Raw genomic sequence first — 22,255 nt, 5'->3', positions numbered from 1 at the left:
TAGAGGTAATTGACTCATATGATTAAATATTTAAAAAGTACAACTCAAAGTTAATCATTTTTTCAATTACCCTAAGTTTTTTTATTTAAATCCCTTGAAAACAATAAGTTAGACTTATAATTCACGTGATTACACCGTACAAATCAGCATTCAACCTGCATATGGAATGCGAATAGCTGATTATCACAGACAAATGTCGCCTAAAACGGTTACTTGGAAGGCTATCCCCAACGACCCCGACGGAGCTATGATTGAAGATAGAGACCCAAGTAGAGATAATTTGGCATCTACCCCTGCCATAGCTTACATTCGTAAAGATAAGTACGTCAGATTACAAGTTTTAGGAACTTATTATAGCGAACCTAACCAAATGACTGCTAAACGAGAAGAAATGCGTACAAAACTGGCTAAACTCAAACGTGTGCCTTGATGCTTTTCAAAGAGGTAAAGGCAATTTGTGAATATTAAGAGCCAAATTGATATTCTGTGTAATTCCCGAACCTCCGTGATGTACCATTGTAGCAATTCCTACAACTTCACCTTGCAAATTGAGTACAGGACCGCCGCTATTACCTGATGATATGGCGGCATCTATTTGCAGATAAGTATCGCCTTCACTTGCAAAACCTGTATATTTGTCATAATTTCGCAAACCCGAGACCACTCCTTTGGTTACAGAAAGTTCAAATCCTTGTGGATTGCCAATCACAATAATATCCTCGCCTTTGCGAGGATTTTCACTTGCTACAGGTAGGCTGGCAACTTCTTGGGCATCAGTTTCAAAAATAATATAATCTAAATCAGCATTACTTTCCACAATACGTTTCACATTGTAGAGTTTGCCATTTTTGAGTTTAATTTGCCACTCATTGCCCGGTGAAAATACGTGATGATTGCTTACTGCCAAACCCGAATTACTAATAAAAAAGCCTGTCCCCATACCTTTGGCACTGCCATTTTCGTAAGCTACTACCATAAAAACAGCATTTTCGGAGATTTCAACAAGGTCGGCAACCGAATTTTTTTCATTCTTTTCTATATTAGGCTTTGTTTGGGTAGGCTTTTCTTCCTTATCTTCTAAAACTTTTTCTTCTTGGGTTTGGATAGGTACTTTTTGCTCTTGGGTATTTTGTTGAGTAGTTTTATTTTGGCTTTTTTCAGTTTTCTTAATCAAAGCAAACACTATCAAAGCCAAAGCTACTATTCCCACCCCTGCAAAAGGCAACCACTTAATATTTGTCTTGGTTGGTTTGTAAAGGGGCGGTTGGGGCGTTTTTTGTTGAAAAGAGCTTGTAGTTTGCTTTTGTAAAATATCTGCAATACAGATTTTAACAGAACCCAACTGAATAAATTCACCACTACTGACGAATGCTGTTTGTATGCGTTGCCCCTGCCTGAAAGTACCATTGGTAGAGCCATTATCTACAATTCGCAGATTGCCATTATCATATACTTCCAAAAAAGCGTGCTGACTGCTTACGGTGGCATCGTTAATAATGAAATCATTACTATTTGCTCTACCAATGCTAATTTTACGCAAAAGATTACCTGATATATTTGCCTGCTGATAGCCCTTTTGAAAGTAATTTTGCCAAGGAAGCACTGTTTCACCAATTTTTACAATATCATTAGATTGTAATTTGCAAGTACGTACAGGTTTGCCATTCACAAATGTACCATTCGTAGAACCTAAATCTTCTAAAATATACTCTCCTTGTGCAGTTTGGGTAATTTTTAAATGATTTTTAGATACTGCATTATCCTGAATTACAATATCATTACTTGTAGCTCTGCCTATGGTAATAGTTTTCATACGAATTTGAATTTGGGTAAGAGGTATTGTTTTAGAATTTGCTAATCTTTTTTCCTGCGATACTACTTGCACCCACCAAAGCTACCAAAAGCAAAATGCCTGCCACTTCAAAAGCTACCAAATATTCAGTAAGGAAAGAAATTCCAATTTTTTCAGTAGTTGCTTGCAAAGGATTTTTTACGTCAGTAAATTTCAGGAATAGGACTTCCTTCATTAAAACTCCTCCCAGTGCTAATGCTACTATTGCGGCACTAAAATTTCTACGATAATTTACAGGGATAAGCGTTTTTTCTTGGTTGCGAGGTGCCAACATCACTCCCATAATGAGCAAAACCAAAATTCCGCCCACGTAAATCATTAGTTGAGCCGTAGCTACAAAATCTGCTCCTAAATAAACATATAAAATCACCAAGCCAAGCATTACCGCCAACAAAGAAAAGACAGCATACACCATATTTTTGGTGAAAACTATTATTCCCAAAGCTATTAATATGAAAACAATTGCAACAAAATTCATAGAACTCAAACCTTTTTTTCGTCTTTTTCAAAGTTATGGGTAAAAAAACCAAAAACACCGCCCAAAATTCCTCCTAAAATATGTGCAAACTGCGAAACATTATTTTGCTCAAAACTATTCATTACTTCCTTACCCAAAAATAACACTACTACCAAAATAAAAGTTACGGGTATGACTTTGGCTTTCATATTGGTAAAAGAGGAGAGCAAAATCATCATAAAAACAATGCCACTTGCCCCATACAAGCCTGTATTCAGAAATAATACATTCAGAATACCTGTAACAAGTGCCGTAATAAAAGACATCAGAGCGAGCATTTTTGTTCCGTATTTTTCCTCTAAAATAGGTCCAAGGATAAGTATCAAAGAAAAGTTACCAAAAAGATGATTCCAGTTGGCGTGTCCAAGAGCGTGAGAAAAAAGCCGAAAGTAATCAAGCGGGTCGCCAAAATCCATATTTGTACCCACAGCAAAAAAACTTTCAGTAAAACCCTGCGGAAAAGCGTGAATAATCGTTGCTATGAGAGTGAAGGTAAGTGTAAATGGAGCATTGTACGTAATTTTCATAAGCAAAAATTTCTTCAAAAATAAAATTTTTGCCGTGAATTGCAAATTTTTATTTTGCGAGATTTCTCTTACGCTGTATAGCTATCTCATAGATTTGCATCAATTTTTCGTAATTTTTTTCAGGGCTGTAAAGAGTTTCATAAGTTTTACGAGCATTGGTATAAAGTTCGGGACGAGGGTTTTGTTCAAAAAATTGCACTTTTAGGGCTAAATCCTGACTTTCGCCTGTACGAAAATGTAAGCCATTGTAATGATTCGTAACTATTTCGTTGAGGTTATCAATATCTGAAATAATTACAGGCGTACCAGTGGAAAAGGCTTCCAGAATAGTCAAAGGCATATTTTCATACCAAACAGAAGGAAAAAGCAAAGCCTTACATTCTTTCATTTTCGCAAAAATAAAATCTTGCCCCTGAAAGCCGTGATAAACGATATTAGGATTGCTAAGAGCATACTCTCTGACAAGATTTTCCAACTCACCCCCACCAATAATTTCTAACTTGAAATTATGCAGTTTTGTAGCATCTAAAAGTGTTTGAATACCTTTTTCTTGCGAAAGTCTGCCAACAAATAAAAAAAAGCCCTGTCTTTGCTCAATAGAAGCAAATCCTTTGTCTTGTACGAAATTGGGCTTTATGAAGATTTTTTCATCGGGCAAGTGTAATGATGAGTAAATAAGTTTCTTTTTAACAAAATCAGTGAGCGTGATGTAAGCATCTACTTTGTTTTTCCAAGTGCCGAGCAATTTGTGCAAACCTGTAACCATTGTCAGTTGAGCAGATTTGATTGCCGAGTTTTGAAAGCATTTATGCTTAATACCCGCTATTGGAAAAGTTTTATTTGTGCAAATTTCACAAACTTTTCCCTCACGCATTAGCAAAGAACCTGCACAGATTAAACGAAAATTGTGAATTGTTTGTACCAAAGGGATTTTTTGCCTTTGGGCTTCAAACAAAACGGCAGGCGAGGCAACATAGAAAAGATTGTGCAGATGAATAATATCGGGCTGAAAGGTTCTAATTTTTTCTCTTAAAATACTTTGAGCCTGTGTGTTGTAAATGCTTTTATAGAAAATTTTAATTTTTTCAAACCCTTGAATTTGAGAGTTTTCAAAAAAAAGTTGTTCAACAGAATGCTTGTAAGATAAAAGTAAATTTTTTTCAGCTTCTACTACTCCGTCTTCACCTCCTTTTTTGGTATATCGGTTATGAATTTGCAGAACTTTCATTGGCGAATTGACGATTAAAAATAGACTTTGCTACCGTGCCTAAAAAGAACCAGTATAAGCCCGCGTAGATAGGGCTTTCTAAAACCAAGTTGAACAAACCAATAATAGAAATAGTAAAAAAGGCAATAAAGAAACTATACTCTTGATGAGCCACATAGTAAGCTCTAAAACGATAAAACTCCTTAAAAACTATCGTGTAAATACCATATAATACAAAAATGTATAGTATCCCCAAACGTGCTAAAAGTGTAACATAAGTATTATGTGCCCCTATCACGTGAGCGTCGTGTTCGTCATTGTAATCACTATCTGCTGTATCAGCACCCTTTTTGTATGGAATAAGCGGTGTTCCAAAACCCAAGCCCCAGATATTACGAGGAAATTCATCTACAGTAAGTCTGTACCATAATATCAGCCGCCACGTTGAATTACCATCTATGCGTAAAAGAACGTTATCCTGTAAAACTTTATCTACATTTCCAAACAAGTTTGTGCTTTTGCTATCCTCACGATACAATTGTAAAGAAGGACTAAAAAAAGCTATTAAACCCCAAAAAACCACTATCAGTACAATTAAAACCAAACGTATCAGTGCATAATGCCTTATTAGCAAAATCACAAAAAGAAAGCACCCTACCATTGCGGCAGTCATTGAAGAAAAAAGAAAGGCATATAAAAAATTAAGCGACAATAATATAAAGGCTGTGGAATATGAGAGTTTTCTAAAAAAAAATGGGAAAAAAATTGAAATAGCAAATCTATCCAATACCGAATGCAAGCGTAAAAAAAGAGGTATAAAAATGATTGCTTTCAACCAAACAATGACTTTTTGTAAGAATATTTTAAAGTAGTCCTTCCAATAAAAACCTACAAAAAATACAAAAGATGCATAAAAAATAACAGAATTTCTCAAATAATAATACCAATTTGTTTTGTATAAAACCGAAGTTAGCAAATGTATCAAGCAAATACCCCAAAAAACAAGTAGTATTTTCCATATTGCCGACTTAGGAATTTTCAATGTAAATCTTGCGCTAAATGTATTTTTCAAAAACAAGATGAAGCCTACGAGTGCCAGAACTTCATTGAAAAAAAATATTCTTTCAAAAATCGTATAGTTCAAGCCGTACAAAATGAAAATAGTAAAAATAATGATATGGTGCCTTTTGAGTTTCATTTTTTTTGAGCTAATACTACACTATTAAAATAAATATCTTTATTCTGTGGTAAAAATAATGTAAAAAAACCTCCTAATAGATGCATTGGGAAAATAAAAATAGGAGTAAGTAAGGTACGAATATATCTATTTTTCGGAAAAAAATCGCTGATATAGGCTATCCATAATTGCAAAATTGTTTCAGAAGCCTTGCCCGTTTTTTCAAGAGCAATAACTTGAAATCCTTTTTTTTCTAAAATATATTTAATGGCAAATGAAGTATAACGTGCATAGTCATAGGGTTTTTCATGCTCCCCCCACATAAAAGGAATTGTAATGAGTAGCTTACCATTTTTCTTCAAAACCCTTTTTAGTTCGTCTAATATTTCGTCTAAATTGAAAATATGCTCAAAGACTTCTGTACAGAAAATAGCATCGAAGGTTTCATTTTCAAAAGGAATTGTTTTTCCATCATAGAAAACATCAACCTCTGAAAGACTATGGTCGTGTCCGCTTTGTTCTATATCTACCCCTATGTATTCGGTTGCTTTTGTAAATAAATTTTTATAAGGCTTTCTGCCGCAACCAAAATCAAGTAATTTCCCTTCTATCTGTGGGGCAAATTTTTTTACTTTTTGAAAAAGCCTCAGACGAATAAAAAAGAAAGGATTGATAAAAAAGCTAATAAAATTGGGCTGAAAACTTTGTTTTTTGCCCCAAGATACGAGAAAATTAAAAAAGTTATTTTTCATAAATTGTTACTACTGATTGTCCTTACTTTCCATAAGGTTTCTCCAACAATAATTTCAACTTCGCCCAAGCAAAAGCTATAGCATTAAAGACTACGAAACATAACACTATTATCCAAACTCCTGAATGGTATACCGAAAATTTTACGTAACATTTCAAAATTTTTCACTTTATAGTAAAACTCATAGTGTATATTAAGCAAAGGCTCGTGAATCAGAGAAAATAATTTTATATTAAAAATTTCGCTAATTTTTGCGAGTGTCTTATCCTTCCATCGTGAAACGTGATGAGGTGGCATATTTAAGTAAAAATTGACTTGCTGAGCAATAAAACTATCCTCAGCAGGTACCGCCAAAATCATTTTACCTCCTTTTTTCAAGCATTTTAAGGCATCTTGTAAAAATTCTCTTGGACTTTCAACGTGTTCAAGTGCTTGGAAAAAGCAAACTATATCATACTTCTCTTCATTTTGTAGAGCGTGTTCGTGTAAAAACTCTTTTTTTACATTCAAACCCTTGCTTTGAGCAATTTGTATGGCTTTATCATTAAACTCTAAACCTGTGTAGCTTTTAGGCTTGATAAAATTTAGTAAAAAACCCGCTCCACAGCCTACCTCCAAAACATCATCATTTTCGGAAATATATTTACAGGATTCCAGATAGTCTGATTTTTCTTCTAAATAATAACCCTCGTAACTCTGCAAATCCTCATAAAACTTACCATCTCTCAGAATTATCAGATTGTAAAATAAAAGCCCACAATCGACACATTCGCACAAATCAATTTTTTCCTGCTTAAAAAAGTGGCTAACTTCTACCTTTGCTCTTTTTTTGTACAAATCTGAAAGAATACGAGTTTCTAAGTGGTCTATTTTCTTTACATTGGAATTTTACACAAAATACATTCTAATTCAGCCATTTGAGTTGTAATTTTTAGCAAAAAAAACGTAAAATCCCGACAAAAATAGGAAAAATAATTCAGTAAGCAATAAAGTTATTGCTGTTCCTTTTGCCCCTAACAAAGGAATACAATATAAATTTAGCACCATATTGAAAATAACAACTGCGAGCAATATCAAAGTAAAAACTCTGGTACTATAAAAAACCAATATTTTTTGACCTAATGGAACACTTAAAGCATAAGCCAAAATAGAAAATGACAATATCTGCAAAAGTTCAGTGGCTTGCAAGTTCATTTTTCCTGTAAATAAACTAATGATTTTATCCGCTTCCCAATAAAGTAGAATAGCAGCACAGCCAAAAAAAATGAATATACCTAATGTAAGTTTTTGTAAAAATCTATCTGCAAGTTGCTCATTTTGTTGCTTAAGCAAAAAAACCTTCGGATATGCCATCTGATAAATTATACCTGCCGCTACTCTAAAAGCCATATAAATTTTTTCTGCATAGCTGTAATTATCTAACTCACTTCCCTCAACAAAAAAACCTAATATTACAATATTCTGTGTAATGAATAAAAAGTGTAGAAAATTAGTGGCAAAGATAAAAAAGCCATTTTTTAGTTCACTCCAAATGTTTTTTATTGAAAATACCAGAAAGTTTTTCATTGGAAAAATTATTTTCCCCAAAGCCACTCCATACACAAGTATCCAAACTACACCCTGCCCAAAAGTTACCCACAGATAATCCTTCTCTGATTGGATAAATAAGTAAATCACAAGCAAATAAAAAAGATTGACAAGTAAAGTATAAATCGCAAACTCTTTCAATTTGCCCAAACCTTGATACAGCCAAGTGGGCATAAGTACTTGTCCCCACAACAAAATCAAAGAAAAAAAATGCAATGTTTGTTTTTCTGCAAGCGTAGGTTCTAAAACAATGATCAATATCGCTACTATATAGCAAATCAACCCCAATACCACTTTGCTCAAAAGAATATTGCTTGTAATTCTTCCAACTTCTATAAAATTATTGGCGGATAAAGCCAAATCTCGAGGGGCTGTCAGGGAAAAACCATATTCAGCAAAGGGGAAAAACAAACTCACAAAGCCTATGGAAAAAGAGATAAGCCCAAACTGACCTTCTCCCAAAGTCCTAATAAGGTAAGGGGTAATCAGCAAATAAGGCACAACAAAGCTAATACCTCTGATAAAAATACCTATGAGTGTATTAGCAATAAACTCGTTTTGTAATATTTTTTTTACTTTCTGCAAGTTCAATAAAATTAGCCCACAAAATTATCAAAAATTTTGTGAGCTTCTGCATTACAAGAAAATATTCTGGAAAATCTTACTTTTTAAACAATAGTGCGTGCCGCATATTCTGATGCTTTTGCAGTTCAGCTTCTACTTGTCCTACGAGCATATCCGCTTGTATGCGTATAGGTATGCGATTTTTGTCGGCTGAAATAAACACCTTAATAGGTCTTTTGCCCCTGAAAAGTTGATTTTCAGGCATAATGGGCGAAAGTACATAACAATCCATTTTACCGAGCAAGCATTTAGCTTCTTGTTTGCCTAAAAACTCTACTTTCAAGTCATAAACATCTGTTTCTAATGTGCCAGGGATACTTAAAATATCGCCTACTTTATATTTTTCGAAAGGCAATGTACGTAAATAATAAAAACCACTCACCAAATCTTGCACATATTCAGGAACTCCAAACTTTCTTTGTCCTTTTTCGTCTTTTATTTCAGCAGTTTTTTGCAAAGTATTAAACCATACGGTTTCCTCTTTATGATAGTCTCCTTCGTTGATATTTCTGTAAAATTTGTGTGGGTGAATAGAAGCTGTATCAATGTAAGAACGCCAAAAATCACGGATTTTGGTTACTCCTTCCAAAGTACCGATACTTTTACCATACACATCAACTTTGTAGCAAGGGCGATTATTCACTAAATAGAGCTTGTTATCCATATCAATTGTGCCTATACCCGCATTGAAAGGACCTAAATGCACCAAATACTCCAAATGTTCCCCTCTTTGGAAATATTCCTGACGAATGATACGATAATTTTCAGGCTCATTCATTGCAAAAAGCAAAGGAGCCGAAACAAGCAAAGAAGTAAGTACAAATTTTTTCATAGCAAAACATTTTGCTGATAGTGTTTCAAAATCTGTACCAAAGTTTATAGGACAAAAATAATAATTTTTTCGAAAAAATCAAACCCAAATCTCTCCCTCTTTAGCCTCGCCGAAACTCTCTGCAAGATTTTGCTGATAACGCCACGCCGTACATAGTGCCAAAACGGCATCTACCTGATGCCAATTCGGTAAATTAGGCAAAGTAAAGAGCAATTCTTTCTGTATATGCTCTAAAACTGGCTTTACTGCCTGCAAATCTTTCTTGTAGTTTAGTTCATAGAGTTTCCACCTTTGGGCTAATGCCGCAGGATATACTTCTAAAATGGTGGTAGTGGGATACTTCTGTAAAATCTGAAATTTAAGTTGCATAGCTCGGGCAGTCAGGCCGCCGAGAAAAAGCGGGGACATCGCTCCTAATAGTTTATCAGCTTTGCGATAAAAAAAATCAGTTTCGGTGCTGGTGTTGGAATAAATTGCAGGCAAAGAAAGAGGGGCATCTATGCCAATTATGGTGGGCTGAAGTTTGGCAATCCATTGTAACAAAAACATATCAGCGTCTTGCCTTTTTTGTGTCTGCAAAACGCTGACTTGATGATTTTCTAAGAAAGCAATAGCCGTAGTTCCTGCGAGTTTGGCTCCAAAATCAATACCTACTATCATCTATTACGATGAGTACGGCGATATACATTGATAGATGACAAGTTATAACCTATCATTCCTTGCAGAGCAAAGATATTAGCACTCACTCCCGAAGCGATAGGGGTAACGTTGTATTCAGCTCTCAAAGCCCAATTGATACCCGAAGCAAATTCATAACCTATTCCTACCACAGCTCCTAGAGCTATTCTGCTTGGCTTTTTACCGATGATATTTTCTATTTTACCATATTCATTTTCCAGCCTTCTTCTGCTTTGCAACAAATACCCTACTTGCGGTCCGACAAACATATGCAAACCATATTCAGGATTGCCAAGTTGTAAAAGAGGCGTAAAGTCTAAGTAGTTGAAGTCGTAACGATATACTTTGGCATCAATATACTGATAGATAGCCTTTTGGTTGGCAAAACCTTTGGCAGAATAGCCAATTTCAGGGCGGAAAAATAAATGCTCACTCAAAGGCATACGAGCATAAAAGCCAACGTTGAAGCCAATTTTAGGCTGTGTAGCAATTTCGTTATTGTCCTTATCAAAGGTGTGAAACAACTTTTTATCACCTCCTAATACCATTGAAGCGTTGGGTCCTACTCTGATGCCGTAATCTTGTGCTTTGCCCACAAAAGAAAAAAGTAAAAACAATAATAAAAACGCTGACTTTTTCATAAAGATTTATTTTTTGAGTTTCATTGCATAATGCCAAATCTCACATTCTTGGAACATTTCTCCAAACTTTTCAAAACCAAATTTTTCGTAAAAACCTACTACTTGCACTTGGGCGTGCAAATATATCATTTTTTCGGCAGAATTACTATCATTTTTTACATCTTGTAAAACTCTTTCTACAATGGCTTTGCCAACTTTCTGCTTACGATAAGGAGCAAGCACAGCAAAACGCTCCAGCTTGATACCTTTTTCTGTAAAACGCCACCGAGCAGTTCCACAAGGCTCATTATTACAAAAGGCTAAAAAATGCTTGCTTTCGCTTTCGTGATTGTCGTACTCCTCTTGAGCAGGCACATTTTGCTCTTTGACAAATACCTCCTTTCGTATGGCAAAGGCTTTTTGCAAATCTTCTTCATTTTGTATCTTTCTAACCTCTATCATAGTTTATCGTATTTTGGCTTGCAAACGAGCTAAACGAGCTTCACGACGACGAGCTTGAATTTTACGGATTTCTTCTGTATCGCTTTCAGGAATAGACTGAATAAGACGTTTAGTGTAAGGTTGTTGGGGGCTATTGTAAATATCTTCTGAATAGCCAATCTCCTCAATTTTACCCTTGTTCATTACCAAAATTCTATCAGCCATAAAACGCACTACCGAAAGGTCGTGGGAGATGAAAATGTAAGTGAGATGATATTTTTCTTTGAGTTCATTAAGCAAATTCAACACTTGTGCCTGCACTGATACATCAAGAGCAGAAACCGACTCATCGCAGACAATAAATTTAGGTTCTACCGCCAATGCCCTTGCGATAGCAATTCTTTGTCTTTGCCCTCCTGAAAATTCGTGAGGATAATGATTGAAATGCGAGGCTTTCAGGCTCACGGTTTCCAGCAGTTCTATTACTTTTTCTTTGCGTTCTTTATCATCTTTGCCAATTCCAAAAAGTCGCATAGGCTCCATAATCGCCATACCCACAGGCATACGCGGATTGAGCGAAGAGTAGGGGTCTTGAAAGATAATTTGCATATCTTTTCGCAATTGCCTTACCTCTTCGGGTTTAAGAGCAAATATATTTTTTCCTTCAAAAATTACTTCGCCCTCCGTAGGGGGAGTAAGATGCAAAATCATTCGTCCCAATGTAGTTTTTCCACACCCCGACTCTCCCACTAAACCCAAAGTTTCTCCCTGATATACATTAAAACTGACATCATCAACGGCTTTTTTGTATTCTACTACCTCCTTTTTGAAAATGCCTTTGGTTTTGATAGGGAAATACTTTTTCAGATTTCTAACCTCCAAAATAGGCTTACTTTGCAGAGAAATCTCTTTTTTGCGTTCAATAATATCTTCCTCAATTTCCACATTCATCACGAGAGCCTCTCCTATCGAACCCAGCCTGTTTTTTTCAATAATTTCTCCTGTGGGCAAAACTTCCATAAAATCGGCTACCACAGGCAAAACTCTCATTTTCATATTAGAGCGAGGTCGGCAGGCAAGCAATCCTTTCGTATAGGGGTGTTTGGGGTTATAGAAAAGTTCCCAAGTATCATTTTTTTCTAAAATATTTCCTCTGTACATCACAAGCACTCTATCGGCAATTTCTGCAATTACGCCTAAGTCGTGAGTAATGAATATTACAGACATTTCTGATTCATTGCTCAATTCTTGAATAAGTTTCAAAACTTCTGCCTGTACGGTTACATCAAGAGCAGTCGTAGGCTCATCGGCAATTAGCAGGGCAGGTTCGCAAGAAAGAGCCATAGCAATCATTACACGCTGTTTTTGCCCACCTGAAATTTCGTGAGGGTATGCCTTAAATATTCGTTCAGGTTCAGGGAGTTTTACTTTTTCAAAAAGTGTCAAGGCTCGTTTTTTAGCTTCTTCTTGGGAAACTTCTTGATGCAATAAAATAGTTTCTACTACCTGCTCGCCACAGGTAAAAACAGGGTTTAGCGAGGTCATTGGCTCTTGGAAAATCATAGCAATTTCATTGCCACGAATATCTTTTCGCATCTGAGCTTCTGTAAGTTCCAAGAGATTTATTTTACCATATTTAGGCGAGTGAAAAAGTATTTCTCCGCTTGCAATTTTGCCAATTCCTTCCTGAATAAGCCTCAACACCGCCAATGAAGAAACCGATTTACCCGAACCCGACTCCCCTACGATGCCCAAAGTTTCACCTTTATACACGGTAAAATTGATGTCTTTCACGGCTTGTATTACCCCTTTGGAAGTTGTAAAAATAATGCTAAGATTTTTTACTTCCAAAAGTGGTTCAGGTTGGTAATGTGTATTTTCTTTTGCTCCCATAAAATCAAACCAGTTTGTGCCGTTTCAAAAAACTTCTATCAACCTCAAAGATTATTTCAAATTCAGTAATATTCAAACCTTTCTGCAAGGCGTTTCCAATTTAGTGGATTAGGTTATTTTTTCGTAAAAATTCCTCATTGATATTGAGTTTTTCTTGAATAGTTTGCAAGGGGATACCCATTTCTATCATCAGGCGAATTGTTTGCACTTTTTCTTGTTCCAATTTCTCAGCTTTTTGGCGTTCTTGTTCGGCAAGGATTTTTTGAGCTTCTTTTTCTATTTGTAATTTTTGCTTTTCCTCCTCAATACTTACCAATTTTTTCTCTAACTCATTGATTTCTTCTTCATATTCATTCATTTCGGTCAGATAATCGTCTTCGGCTATCATTTTATTTCGTAAGGTTTTTTCTTGTGCCGCCGCTTGCAGTCTTCGTATAATAGGACGATATTTTTCAGGAAAATCCTCTTCTTTTACATTCAAGATATGAAAATCCTCGCTTCGGTTGTTTTGGTCAAAAATACTCAAAATTTTTTCCAAATCACTCTGATAGCGTTCTTTTAAGTATGGAATATTTACAACAATTCCTTTATGAAACAAAGCGGGAATAAAATGCCCCTTTTCGCCAATAATTTCGCCATTTCGTTTATCTTTTACGCAATTATCAATTTCTATGACAGGCACACCTGCATATTCTTCCAATCCATAGCCCAAAAAGAAAATCGCATAAATAGGCAAACCCGCCTTGTAGCGTCTGCCTGTATTGCGGGAAGTTACCCAATAAAAATACTCTTTTTTGGCATATTGACTGCCCAAATACGTTCTAAATCGTATCATATCACTGGTGAGCTTGCTTTTTTGTACCTCAATAATGATGATTTTTTCCTCTCCTGTTTCAGTGCGAATTTTGGCAGAAAAATCTATGCGATATACGGTAAGCCCTGATGAAAATTGTATGGTTGGATTTTCTTCTTGACGTTTCTTGGCGGTATCAAAGTCAAAATCGGCAAGAAACTCTTGTGGCAAAAAGATAAGTTCCAAAATTTCTTGCCCGATAAGAGCCGAAAGCAAAAGTTTGGCGACTTTGTTGTCCTCCATTAAATACTTGAACACAACATCATACAACGGATTGAGAATTTGCATAGCCAAACTTATATTTTATCCAAAAGTAAATAAAAATTTGAGAAAGTTCTTTTCAATCTTACCAAAAATTTTTGAGCAAATCAGGGCGTTTTTGGCGGGTACGCTCCAAAGATTGTTCCCAACGCCACTCTTCTATGGCTTTGTGATTTCCAGAAAGCAAAATTTCTGGTACTTTCCAACCTTTGTATTCTTCGGGACGTGTATAAACAGGCGGAGCAAGCAGGTTATCCTGAAAAGAATCTGTAAGGGCAGAAGTTTCATCAGAAAGTACGCCCGGAATAAGACGAATAACGGCATCTGCAACCACCGCCGCCGCAAGCTCTCCACCTGAAAGCACGTAGTCGCCGATGCTCATCTCTCGTGTTATGAGGTGTTCTCTTACTCGTTCATCAACTCCTTTGTAATGCCCACAAAGCAAAATTAGGTTATTTTTCAAGGAAAGCTCATTAGCTATTTTTTGTGTAAAGCGTTCTCCATCAGGGGTAAGATAAATAATTTCATCATAATTTCTTTCTGCTTTCAGAGCCGAAAGGCATCTGTCAATGGGTTCTATCATCATCACCATTCCTGCACCACCCCCAAAAGGATAATCATCAACCTGTTTATATCCCCCAAAGCCATAGTCGTGCAAATTATGTAAAACTACCTCTACCAAACCTTTTTGAATTGCTCTTTTGAGTATGCTATGCGAAAAAGGACTTTCCAAAAGCGAAGGCACTACACTGATAATATCTATACGCATAAAGGCAAATTTTTTGTAAAATTCAAATTTAGTAAGGCAATCTGTAATTTACAAAAATTGATTTTTATAAAAATAAGTTAAAAATTTAATCTATTTTTTGCAAAAAATATATTTTTTTATGATTTTTGCCCAAAAATTAAACCTTAAATTCAAAAATAATATGTCAATTTTAAGATTTGAGGCTATAAAACAAGCCCAAGACCGCCCATTTGTAAAAGTTACACCTCCTTCTGAAAAAATTTCAGATTATTTCGGTTGCAATGTATTCAATGATGAAGCAATGAAGCAGTATTTGAGTGCCGATACCTATAAAAAACTCAAAACTGCTATTGCCAAAGGCGAACCTATCAGTTTAGAACTTGCCGATGATGTGGCAACAGGTATGAAAAACTGGGCTATTAGCAAAGGCGTTACACATTATACACACTGGTTTCAGCCACTTACAGGCAGTACCGCCGAAAAACACGATGCCTTTTTTGACGTGGAAAAAGATGGAAAAGTAATTGAAAAATTCAAAGGTTCGGCACTTGCCCAACAAGAACCCGATGCTTCTTCCTTTCCCAGTGGTGGCATTCGCTCTACCTTTGAAGCCCGCGGCTATACAGCTTGGGACGCCACCTCGCCTGCTTTTATTATGGAAGACAATGGCACTAAAACCCTGTGTATTCCTACGGTGTTTGTTTCATATACAGGCGAAGCTCTGGATTACAAAATGCCTCTGCTGAAAGCTCTACACGCCGTAGATAAAGCGGCTACGGCTGTGGCTCAATACTTTGAAAGTGATGTTACCAGTGTTATCGCTACGCTGGGACCCGAGCAAGAGTATTTTTTGGTAGATAAGGCAATGTATTACACTCGCCCTGATTTAGTTTCCACAGGTAGAACCCTTTTCGGACATACCCCTCCCAAAGGGCAACAACTTGAAGACCACTACTTCGGCTCTATTCCCTCACGAGTACGTGCTTTTATGGTTGATTTTGAAATTGAGTGTCTCAAGCTCGGCATTCCTATTCGCACTCGCCATAATGAAGTAGCCCCTGCCCAGTTTGAATGTGCCTGCACCTTTGAGGAAGCCAATTTAGCCATAGACCACAACCTTTTGCTAATGGACGTAATGGAAAAAGTTGCCGACCGCCACGATTTGAAGGTACTTTTCCACGAAAAACCTTTTGCAGGCATCAATGGCAGTGGTAAGCATAATAATTGGTCTTTACAAACCAATACAGGTATCAATTTACTTGCTCCCAGCACCAAAGCCAAAGAAAATTTGCGTTTCCTGACGTTCTTTGTGAATGTTATCAAAGCTGTACACGATAATGCCGACTTATTAAGAGCCAGCATTATGTCGGCAGGAAACGAACACCGCTTGGGTGCTAACGAAGCCCCTCCTGCCATTATCTCTGTATTTATTGGCAAACAAATGAATGAAATTTTAGAGGAATTAGAAAAAACTGCCACCGTGAAAGTCGCCAAAGGTGAAAATATTTATATGAAAACAGGTATCAACAAAATTCCGCCTGTACTTTTGGATAACACCGACCGCAATCGTACCTCGCCTTTTGCTTTCACGGGCAATAAATTTGAATTCAGAGCCGTAGGAGCTTCGGCCAATTGTGCTTCTAATATGATTGTACTTAATACTATCGTTGCCCATCAGCTACAAATTTTCAAAGAAGAAGTAGATAAACGCATTGCCAAAGGCGAAAAGAAAGAAGCCGCTATCATCAACGTACTGAAAAATTATATCAAAGAAAGCAAAAAAGTAATTTTTGAAGGTGATGGCTATTCAGAGGAGTGGAAAAAAGAAGCCAAAAAACGTGGGCTAACTAATATTACCTCTTGTGTAGAAGCATTGGAGGCTTTCGTCAGCAAAAAAACTATTGAAATTTTTGAAAAACATCAAGTTCTTTCGCATAGAGAATTAGAGGCTCGTTATGAGATTCTATTAGAAAATTACATCAAGAAAATACAGATAGAATCGCGTATGATGGGCGAATTGGTTATCAATCATATCATTCCTACGGCTATTTCATACCAAAACCGACTTGTAGAATATGTGCGTAGCTTAAAGGCTTTGGGTATTGAGGACACTTTGGTAGAAAATACAATGGTTGTGATTAAAAAAATTGCAGGCTACGTGAATGATTTGCAAAAGAACGTAAAAGCTATGATTGATACTCGCAAAGTCGCCAATAACACCGCTGATGTTCATAAGCGTGCCGAAATTTACAGCAAGGAAGTAAAAGGATTTTTTGAGCCTATTCGCTATGCAGTAGATAAATTAGAGCTTACCATAAGCGATGAAATGTGGCCTCTTGCCAAGTATCGTGAAATTTTAATGATACGCTAAAAAAACAACTGCCCACACTCTAAATGTGGGCAGTTTATTTTATCCGATAGCTTGTTTGAGGTCATCAATCAAATCTTCTGCATCTTCTACTCCTACGCTCAAACGGATAAGTGTATCTTTCAATCCTGCTTTTTCGCGTTGTTCTTTGGGAATGCTGGCGTGAGTCATTGTAGCAGGGTGCGTACAAAGCGATTCCACCCCCCCAAGCGACTCGGCTAAGGTAAAAACCTTGAAACTGCTCATTACGCGTTTAGCCTCCTCCAGATCGTCTCCTTTCAAGATAAACGAAACCATACCGCCAAAATCTCGCATCTGCCGTTTGGCTACTTCGTGGTTGGGGTGGTCGGGGAAGCCACACCAAAACACTTTTTCTACTCGGGGGTGTGAGCGTAACCAATGAGCAATTTTAGCTCCATTTTCGCAATGGCGTTGCATACGCAAGTGCAATGTTTTGATGCCCCGAAGCATCAGGAAACAATCCATCGGAGCAGGTACCGCCCCTACGGCATTTTGCAAAAAACCAAACTCTTGGGCTAAATCTTCTCGGTTGGTGATAAGCACCCCCATTACCACGTCAGAGTGTCCGCCCAAATATTTAGTAGCAGAGTGCATCACCACATCTGCTCCCAAATCCAAAGGGTTTTGCAAATAAGGCGAGGCAAACGTATTATCTACGGCAAGTGTGATATTATGTTTTTTAGCAATTTTGGCTATTGCTTCAATATCAATGATATTCATCAGCGGATTGGTAGGGGTTTCAATCCAAATCAGTTTAGTTTGGGGCGTGATATGGCTTTCTATACTTTGAGCATCTTGCATCGGAATAAACTTAAATTTCAAGCCAAAATGCTGAATTACTCTCACAAAAAGCCGATATGTACCGCCATAGAGGTCATCGGTTACAAGCACTTCATCGCCCGGACGAAATAGCCGCAATAGTGTATCGGTGGCTGCCAATCCACTGCCAAACACAAAAGCAAATTTACCATTTTCAAGAGCGGCAAGATTTTTTTGCAAAGCAGTACGCGTAGGGTTGTGTGTGCGAGAATATTCGTAGCCTTTATGCTTGCCCGGTGCTTCTTGGGCGTAAGTAGAAGTCTGAAAAATGGGTGTCATTACTGCCCCTGTGTGCGGTTCGGGTTCTACACCCGCGTGAATGGCTTTGGTAGCAAATTTCATACGTTTCTTGTTTTGTGCAAAAGTATGAAAAAAATACCGAAACTATACAATATCCAACTATTTACTTTCTGAAAGCCAATGCGTTTGTTGCAACTTATGAGTGCAAATACATCTCCTCTACCCTTTTATCCAATTCTTTTTGTAGCACCTCTAATTCCTTTTCTGCTTCACGCTCGCTTAGGCTACCCGCAAATTTACCCCGCTGAATTTCATACGCTCGGTTAAATAGTTGCTCAAATGATTGAAGTTGGGTGGTAGTGGGTATGATGATAGGAACTAATCTTGCATCGTTGATTTGAAATGTTTGTGTATTTTTTATGTAATAAAAAACATATTCGCTAATAAAAGTTGAATTTAATAAGCATACCAAATAAAACTCTGGGCATTTTTCAATACTCAATGAAAACAAACTCATACTTTTAACATCATGAACGCCATTTGTTTTTATACGAGACTTAATATTTACTGTGTGTATATCGCTCCAACAAAACCCTTCACGGAAGTAGAATTGATAACCTTGCCATCGTGCTTTTGGGTCAGTTTGTAAAAACTTTACATTTTCTTTGCACCAATCAATGTAATAAGGAGTTGGAGCATACCAGCGGTTGCCGTCTTTATCGCCTTTGTCATAAGGCACAAAGGTTTTAGTACCTTGTATGCCGTTGAGTTTTTCCTCATCGGAGAGTTTATTTACATCAGCAATTTCATTGGGGCTAACAATTCTGTACAACCAGCCTTGCCCAAAGACATCACGTCCGTATTGTTCTTTGAGGTCATCAAAAAGTTTTCGGATTTGTTGTTCGGGTAGTTTCTCTAAGAATGCTTGGGCATCTTGCTTATTGCGAATGCCTTGTTGTTTGCAAAATTGAGTTGCTAATAGGAGTTTTTCGGGGCGTTGTTTGCGGGCAAGTTCAGCCCATTTTGTGCCTTCTAATATGCCGACATATTTGCCGTTGTTGGCGGTTGCAAGTCCCTGTCCGCCTTCGGTGATAAGTCCCAAAAGGGTTATATCCCCGGGTTGGAGTTGTTTTCGGTATGTTTCAAGCTCTTTTTTGTGTTTTTCTATGTTTTTGCTGGTAGAGATTTTATCCCACCATTGGTTGAGTAAATGATTGACTATTTTGCCTAATCGTTCATAAATTTTCATATTGTAAGGCGAGGGCAAAAAGAAAACTTGATTGGGTGCAGTGGCATAAACCTGCTGCGAAACGGTGTAAGTATCAGGATTAGCCAAATCTTTTTTACCATCAAGGAAGATAATGGTATGCGTATCATCAGGGCTTTGTTTTTGAAGTATTGCCACGCAGGTATCTACCATAGCCGATTCGAAGGGATTTGCGGTATCAAAAAGTTGCAGTATGGTATTTTGCAAGAATAATTCTCGTAAATTCTTTTTGGTTTGGATAGTCCAAAAGGTTTTAGAGGAGATGTAAGCTAATATGCCTTTTGGTTTGAGTAATGCAATTCCTTTGAAATAGAAATGATTGTAAGTATCATCAGCGAAGCCGTATTGCTTTTCTAACTCTTTTTTAGCCTCCGTACTGACGCCTTTTGTAGAGATATACGGAGGGTTGCCAATTACCATATCAAAGCCGTCTTTGATGCCAAACATCCACTCGGCATCGAACCAATTATGGCTTTTTTGGGTGTCGTAGATATCGGCTTCGGTAATGGCATCGGCAAATTCGGAGGGGAAACCGCCGTTTTTCAATAAGTTTTGTATTTGTAGCCGTATTAGTTGGTCTTGTTTTTTGAGTTGCTCTTTTTGTGTTTGGTCGTTGGTTTCGAAGTAATTCTTTCGGAGTTCAAACAATTGTTTTTCTAATGCTTCAAGGGGGAGAGTTTGTAAATGCTGATGTCGGGGCAAACTGATAAGTGTATTGGCGGCGATGAGTTTGGTTTCAAGGTTGGGCAAGGGTTCAATGCCCTGATTGGGCAAAGCGTCATCAATTTTTTCATCTACGAGGAGCGAAAGAAAAAAACGTAATTTAGCAATATGCACGGCAATGGGTTGAATATCCACGCCATAGAGGCAATTTTGAATGAGAAAGAGTTTTCGTCCGTATCCGAGTTCATTGTGCTGAAAGATGTTTTCTATGTGTTCTATGGTTTTTTGTTTGAGCGAAGGGTCAGATACAGAGCGTTGTACCGCTTGAATTTGGGCATTTTTCCATTTTTCATTTTTAGGGTCAAGTTTGCTAAGCAGATGCACCATTTGGTTAAGGGCTTCCATCGGAAACGCCCCTGAGCCCACGGCAGGGTCCAGGATTTTGACTTCGTGCAGGGCGTTAATAAGTAGTTGGGTTTCTTCGGAGCTGAAAGGATTAGAGGTATCGGCATAGGAAAAAAGTTGCTCTAAACGAGTTTCTATACTCGTAATCTTTTCAGCAAGTTGTGTTTTGAAGTATTCTTTCAGCGAAGCCTTGACCATAAAATAGACAATCTCGCGAGGGGTGTAAAAACTGCCTGTGGCTTTGCGTGCGGTTTCGCGGGTTTCGGGGTTGTAGGTGGCAAGTAGGTTTTCAAAAACTTTGCCGAGCATTTCGGGGTCAAGGGAGACTTGTTGGTCGAAGGGGGTATTTTCTTCTATGGTGAAGTGGTATTTCCGAAAAATAGATAAAATGCCTTTTTGGGGTTCAAAGAACAAAATATTGGGAACAAAAGCTTGTTTAGCGGGTATATCGGAGTAGCCGTCTATGCGAATTTCTTTGCCTGTGAGATTGAGGGGGTCATCTTTTCGGAAATCAAGGCATTCAAACAAACCTCCGTTCAGAAAGGGAATGCTCTGAAAAATAAGCAGACTTTGGTCGGGTTTTTTAAATAGATGAAGGTATCGGTAGTAGCTATGGTTCATATAGTCGTTGTTTTTTCCCTGAAAGCTATGCTCTCGGCGAAACTTTCGTTGTGCTTGTGGCGTGTTGAGCGTAGCAAAAAAGAGATTTTGCAAAATGGCTTTGTAGTAATTGCCGTTTTTTGCATCTTGGGGGTAAAACTCTATAAGTATGTTTTTGAGCCAGTTCTCATCAAACAAGTCGGGGGGAATAAGTTTTTTTTCTTTCATAAACCAGATGAAAAACAGGCGTGTGAGCAGTCGTATGAGGGCGATATTTCGTCCGTTTTCTTGTTGTTCGGCGTCTTCGGGGAACTGCACGAGTGGCAAAGCCCATTCGTACCATTGGGCAATATCGGAGTAGAATTCTTTGGTAACTTTTTCAACAGAAAAGGCTTCTTTGATGTCGTTGAGGGTGATTTTGCTTCCTTTTTGGGCAAGTAGTTCGAAGCGTTCGGTAGCGGTTCTTACATTTTCGTTTTCGCCCAAAAGGTAGGTATAGCGTTTGGGTTCGGTTTGTATAGTTTGGAAATTGCCTTCGGCATCGAAGCCTGTCAGTTCGGAAACGTACATAAACCGCCACTTGGGCTTTTGAGATTGATAAAACACAATGAATGCCCCGTCAATATTTTTCCAGTATTTGCGAAGTAGGTTTCGCAGTCCTACGCGGTTGCGTTCTATTTGTATGTGTGTAGTGAGTTTTACTTCATAAACTGCCAAAGTACGTTTAATGCCGTTTTCTTGGAGGGCGATATTACCCAACAGAAAGGCTTGTTGGGCAAAATGAGTATCTATGCTTATTGGAATAGGTTCAGAGAATGAATCAAATTTTGGGAAAGTATCGGCAAGGAATTGTTTCCATTGCTTGCGGTCATAGGCTTGCTGAAAAAGCGAGCTAGTTTGCGTCTGAAACAACATAGGTTCAAAAAGTTTTGATTTGCCACAAATGCACGAATTGTTTGCCACGAATGCACGAATATAAATAAAATTCGTGTCTCATTCGTGTTATTCGTGGCTGAAATTATTTGCCACAAATGCAAGAATTTTTGCCACGAATGCACAAATAAATCATTCGTGTCTCATTCGTGTTATTCGTGGCTGAAATTATTTGCCACAAATGCAAGAATTTTTGCCACGAATGCACAAATAAATCATTCGTGTCTCATTCGTGTTATTCGTGGCTGAAATTATTTGCCACAAATGCAAGAATTTTTGCCACGAATGCACAAATAAATCATTCGTGTCTCATTCGTGTTATTCGTGGCTGAAATTATTTGCCACAAATGCAAGAATTTTTGCCACGAATG

General features: G+C 37.5%; 18 protein-coding genes and 1 pseudogene. 2 read left to right on the top strand and 17 right to left on the bottom strand.

What is annotated here, in order from left to right; all coding sequences use genetic code 11:
- The first annotated feature begins 166 nt into the window (after positions 1-166).
- Positions 167-430 carry a hypothetical protein gene (locus tag Rain11_RS07160; RefSeq protein WP_133121532.1) on the top strand — a complete coding sequence of 88 codons (264 nt, stop codon included), beginning with the start codon at positions 167-169 and terminating at the stop codon, positions 428-430.
- A 6-nt stretch (positions 431-436) separates the two neighbouring features.
- Here the strand turns inward: Rain11_RS07160 and Rain11_RS07155 are convergent, their stop codons facing one another.
- The 15 genes from Rain11_RS07155 to trmD form a co-directional block, all read right to left on the bottom strand.
- Entirely contained in the window at positions 437-1,813 is a 1,377-nt protein-coding gene (locus Rain11_RS07155) for an FHA domain-containing protein (protein ID WP_101358663.1), read from the bottom strand.
- A 31-nt stretch (positions 1,814-1,844) separates the two neighbouring features.
- The gene (locus tag Rain11_RS07150; protein ID WP_101358662.1) at positions 1,845-2,330 is read right to left on the bottom strand and encodes an NADH-quinone oxidoreductase subunit J family protein; all 486 of its coding nucleotides are present in this window, start codon (positions 2,328-2,330) and stop codon (positions 1,845-1,847) included.
- A 5-nt stretch (positions 2,331-2,335) separates the two neighbouring features.
- The gene (locus Rain11_RS07145) at positions 2,336-2,896 is read right to left on the bottom strand and encodes a rhomboid family intramembrane serine protease (RefSeq protein ID WP_101358671.1); all 561 of its coding nucleotides are present in this window, start codon (positions 2,894-2,896) and stop codon (positions 2,336-2,338) included.
- A 49-nt stretch (positions 2,897-2,945) separates the two neighbouring features.
- On the bottom strand, positions 2,946-4,124 hold the full coding sequence (locus tag Rain11_RS07140; protein WP_101358661.1) for a glycosyltransferase family 4 protein: 1,179 nt from the start codon (positions 4,122-4,124) through the stop codon (positions 2,946-2,948).
- The gene (locus Rain11_RS14240) at positions 4,102-4,764 is read right to left on the bottom strand and encodes an O-antigen ligase family protein (protein ID WP_243390558.1); all 663 of its coding nucleotides are present in this window, start codon (positions 4,762-4,764) and stop codon (positions 4,102-4,104) included. Before Rain11_RS14240 ends, Rain11_RS07140 begins: the two co-directional genes overlap by 23 nt.
- A gap of 533 nt (positions 4,765-5,297) precedes the next feature.
- The gene (locus Rain11_RS07130) at positions 5,298-6,032 is read right to left on the bottom strand and encodes a class I SAM-dependent methyltransferase (protein ID WP_101358659.1); all 735 of its coding nucleotides are present in this window, start codon (positions 6,030-6,032) and stop codon (positions 5,298-5,300) included.
- Between the two features lie 83 nt (positions 6,033-6,115).
- Positions 6,116-6,808, bottom strand: coding sequence for a class I SAM-dependent methyltransferase (locus Rain11_RS07125; protein ID WP_165778092.1), 693 nt, complete (start codon positions 6,806-6,808; stop codon positions 6,116-6,118).
- A gap of 132 nt (positions 6,809-6,940) precedes the next feature.
- Positions 6,941-8,203 (bottom strand): oligosaccharide flippase family protein, encoded by a 1,263-nt coding sequence (locus Rain11_RS07120; protein ID WP_133121531.1) that lies wholly within the window; start codon positions 8,201-8,203, stop codon positions 6,941-6,943.
- 76 nt (positions 8,204-8,279) lie between these two features.
- The gene (locus Rain11_RS07115; protein WP_101358656.1) at positions 8,280-9,074 is read right to left on the bottom strand and encodes a DUF3108 domain-containing protein; all 795 of its coding nucleotides are present in this window, start codon (positions 9,072-9,074) and stop codon (positions 8,280-8,282) included.
- Between the two features lie 78 nt (positions 9,075-9,152).
- A complete protein-coding gene (locus Rain11_RS07110; protein WP_101358655.1) occupies positions 9,153-9,734 on the bottom strand; it encodes a DUF429 domain-containing protein in 582 nt (193 codons plus the stop codon).
- Positions 9,731-10,393, bottom strand: coding sequence for a porin family protein (locus Rain11_RS07105; RefSeq protein WP_101358654.1), 663 nt, complete (start codon positions 10,391-10,393; stop codon positions 9,731-9,733). Before Rain11_RS07105 ends, Rain11_RS07110 begins: the two co-directional genes overlap by 4 nt.
- Before the next feature lie 6 nt (positions 10,394-10,399).
- The gene (locus tag Rain11_RS07100) at positions 10,400-10,834 is read right to left on the bottom strand and encodes a GNAT family N-acetyltransferase (protein WP_101358653.1); all 435 of its coding nucleotides are present in this window, start codon (positions 10,832-10,834) and stop codon (positions 10,400-10,402) included.
- Between the two features lie 3 nt (positions 10,835-10,837).
- Positions 10,838-12,706 carry an ABC transporter ATP-binding protein gene (locus Rain11_RS07095; protein ID WP_101358652.1) on the bottom strand — a complete coding sequence of 623 codons (1,869 nt, stop codon included), beginning with the start codon at positions 12,704-12,706 and terminating at the stop codon, positions 10,838-10,840.
- A 100-nt stretch (positions 12,707-12,806) separates the two neighbouring features.
- On the bottom strand, positions 12,807-13,847 hold the full coding sequence (locus tag Rain11_RS07090) for a hypothetical protein (protein WP_101358651.1): 1,041 nt from the start codon (positions 13,845-13,847) through the stop codon (positions 12,807-12,809).
- 58 nt (positions 13,848-13,905) lie between these two features.
- The gene (trmD, locus tag Rain11_RS07085) at positions 13,906-14,589 is read right to left on the bottom strand and encodes a tRNA (guanosine(37)-N1)-methyltransferase TrmD (RefSeq protein WP_101358650.1); all 684 of its coding nucleotides are present in this window, start codon (positions 14,587-14,589) and stop codon (positions 13,906-13,908) included.
- A 160-nt stretch (positions 14,590-14,749) separates the two neighbouring features.
- On the opposite strand from trmD, the gene Rain11_RS07080 reads away from it, so the two are divergent.
- Complete coding sequence (locus Rain11_RS07080) at positions 14,750-16,939, top strand: glutamine synthetase III family protein (protein WP_101358670.1); 2,190 nt, start codon at positions 14,750-14,752, stop codon at positions 16,937-16,939.
- 39 nt (positions 16,940-16,978) lie between these two features.
- On the opposite strand, the pseudogene Rain11_RS07075 reads toward Rain11_RS07080, so the two are convergent.
- A pseudogene (locus Rain11_RS07075) lies at positions 16,979-18,121 on the bottom strand (cystathionine gamma-synthase); the annotation flags it as partial.
- Positions 18,122-18,212: 91 nt separating this feature from the next.
- Positions 18,213-21,866, bottom strand: coding sequence for an Eco57I restriction-modification methylase domain-containing protein (locus tag Rain11_RS14265; RefSeq protein WP_101358648.1), 3,654 nt, complete (start codon positions 21,864-21,866; stop codon positions 18,213-18,215).
- Between the last annotated feature and the right edge of the window lie 389 nt (positions 21,867-22,255).

The sequence above is a fragment of the Raineya orbicola genome (assembly GCF_002843425.1).
Taxonomy (GTDB): Bacteria; Bacteroidota; Bacteroidia; order Cytophagales; family Thermonemataceae; genus Raineya; species Raineya orbicola.
The sequence above is the reverse complement of the archived record's forward strand: the minus strand, read 5'-3'. Positions and strand labels throughout refer to the sequence as shown.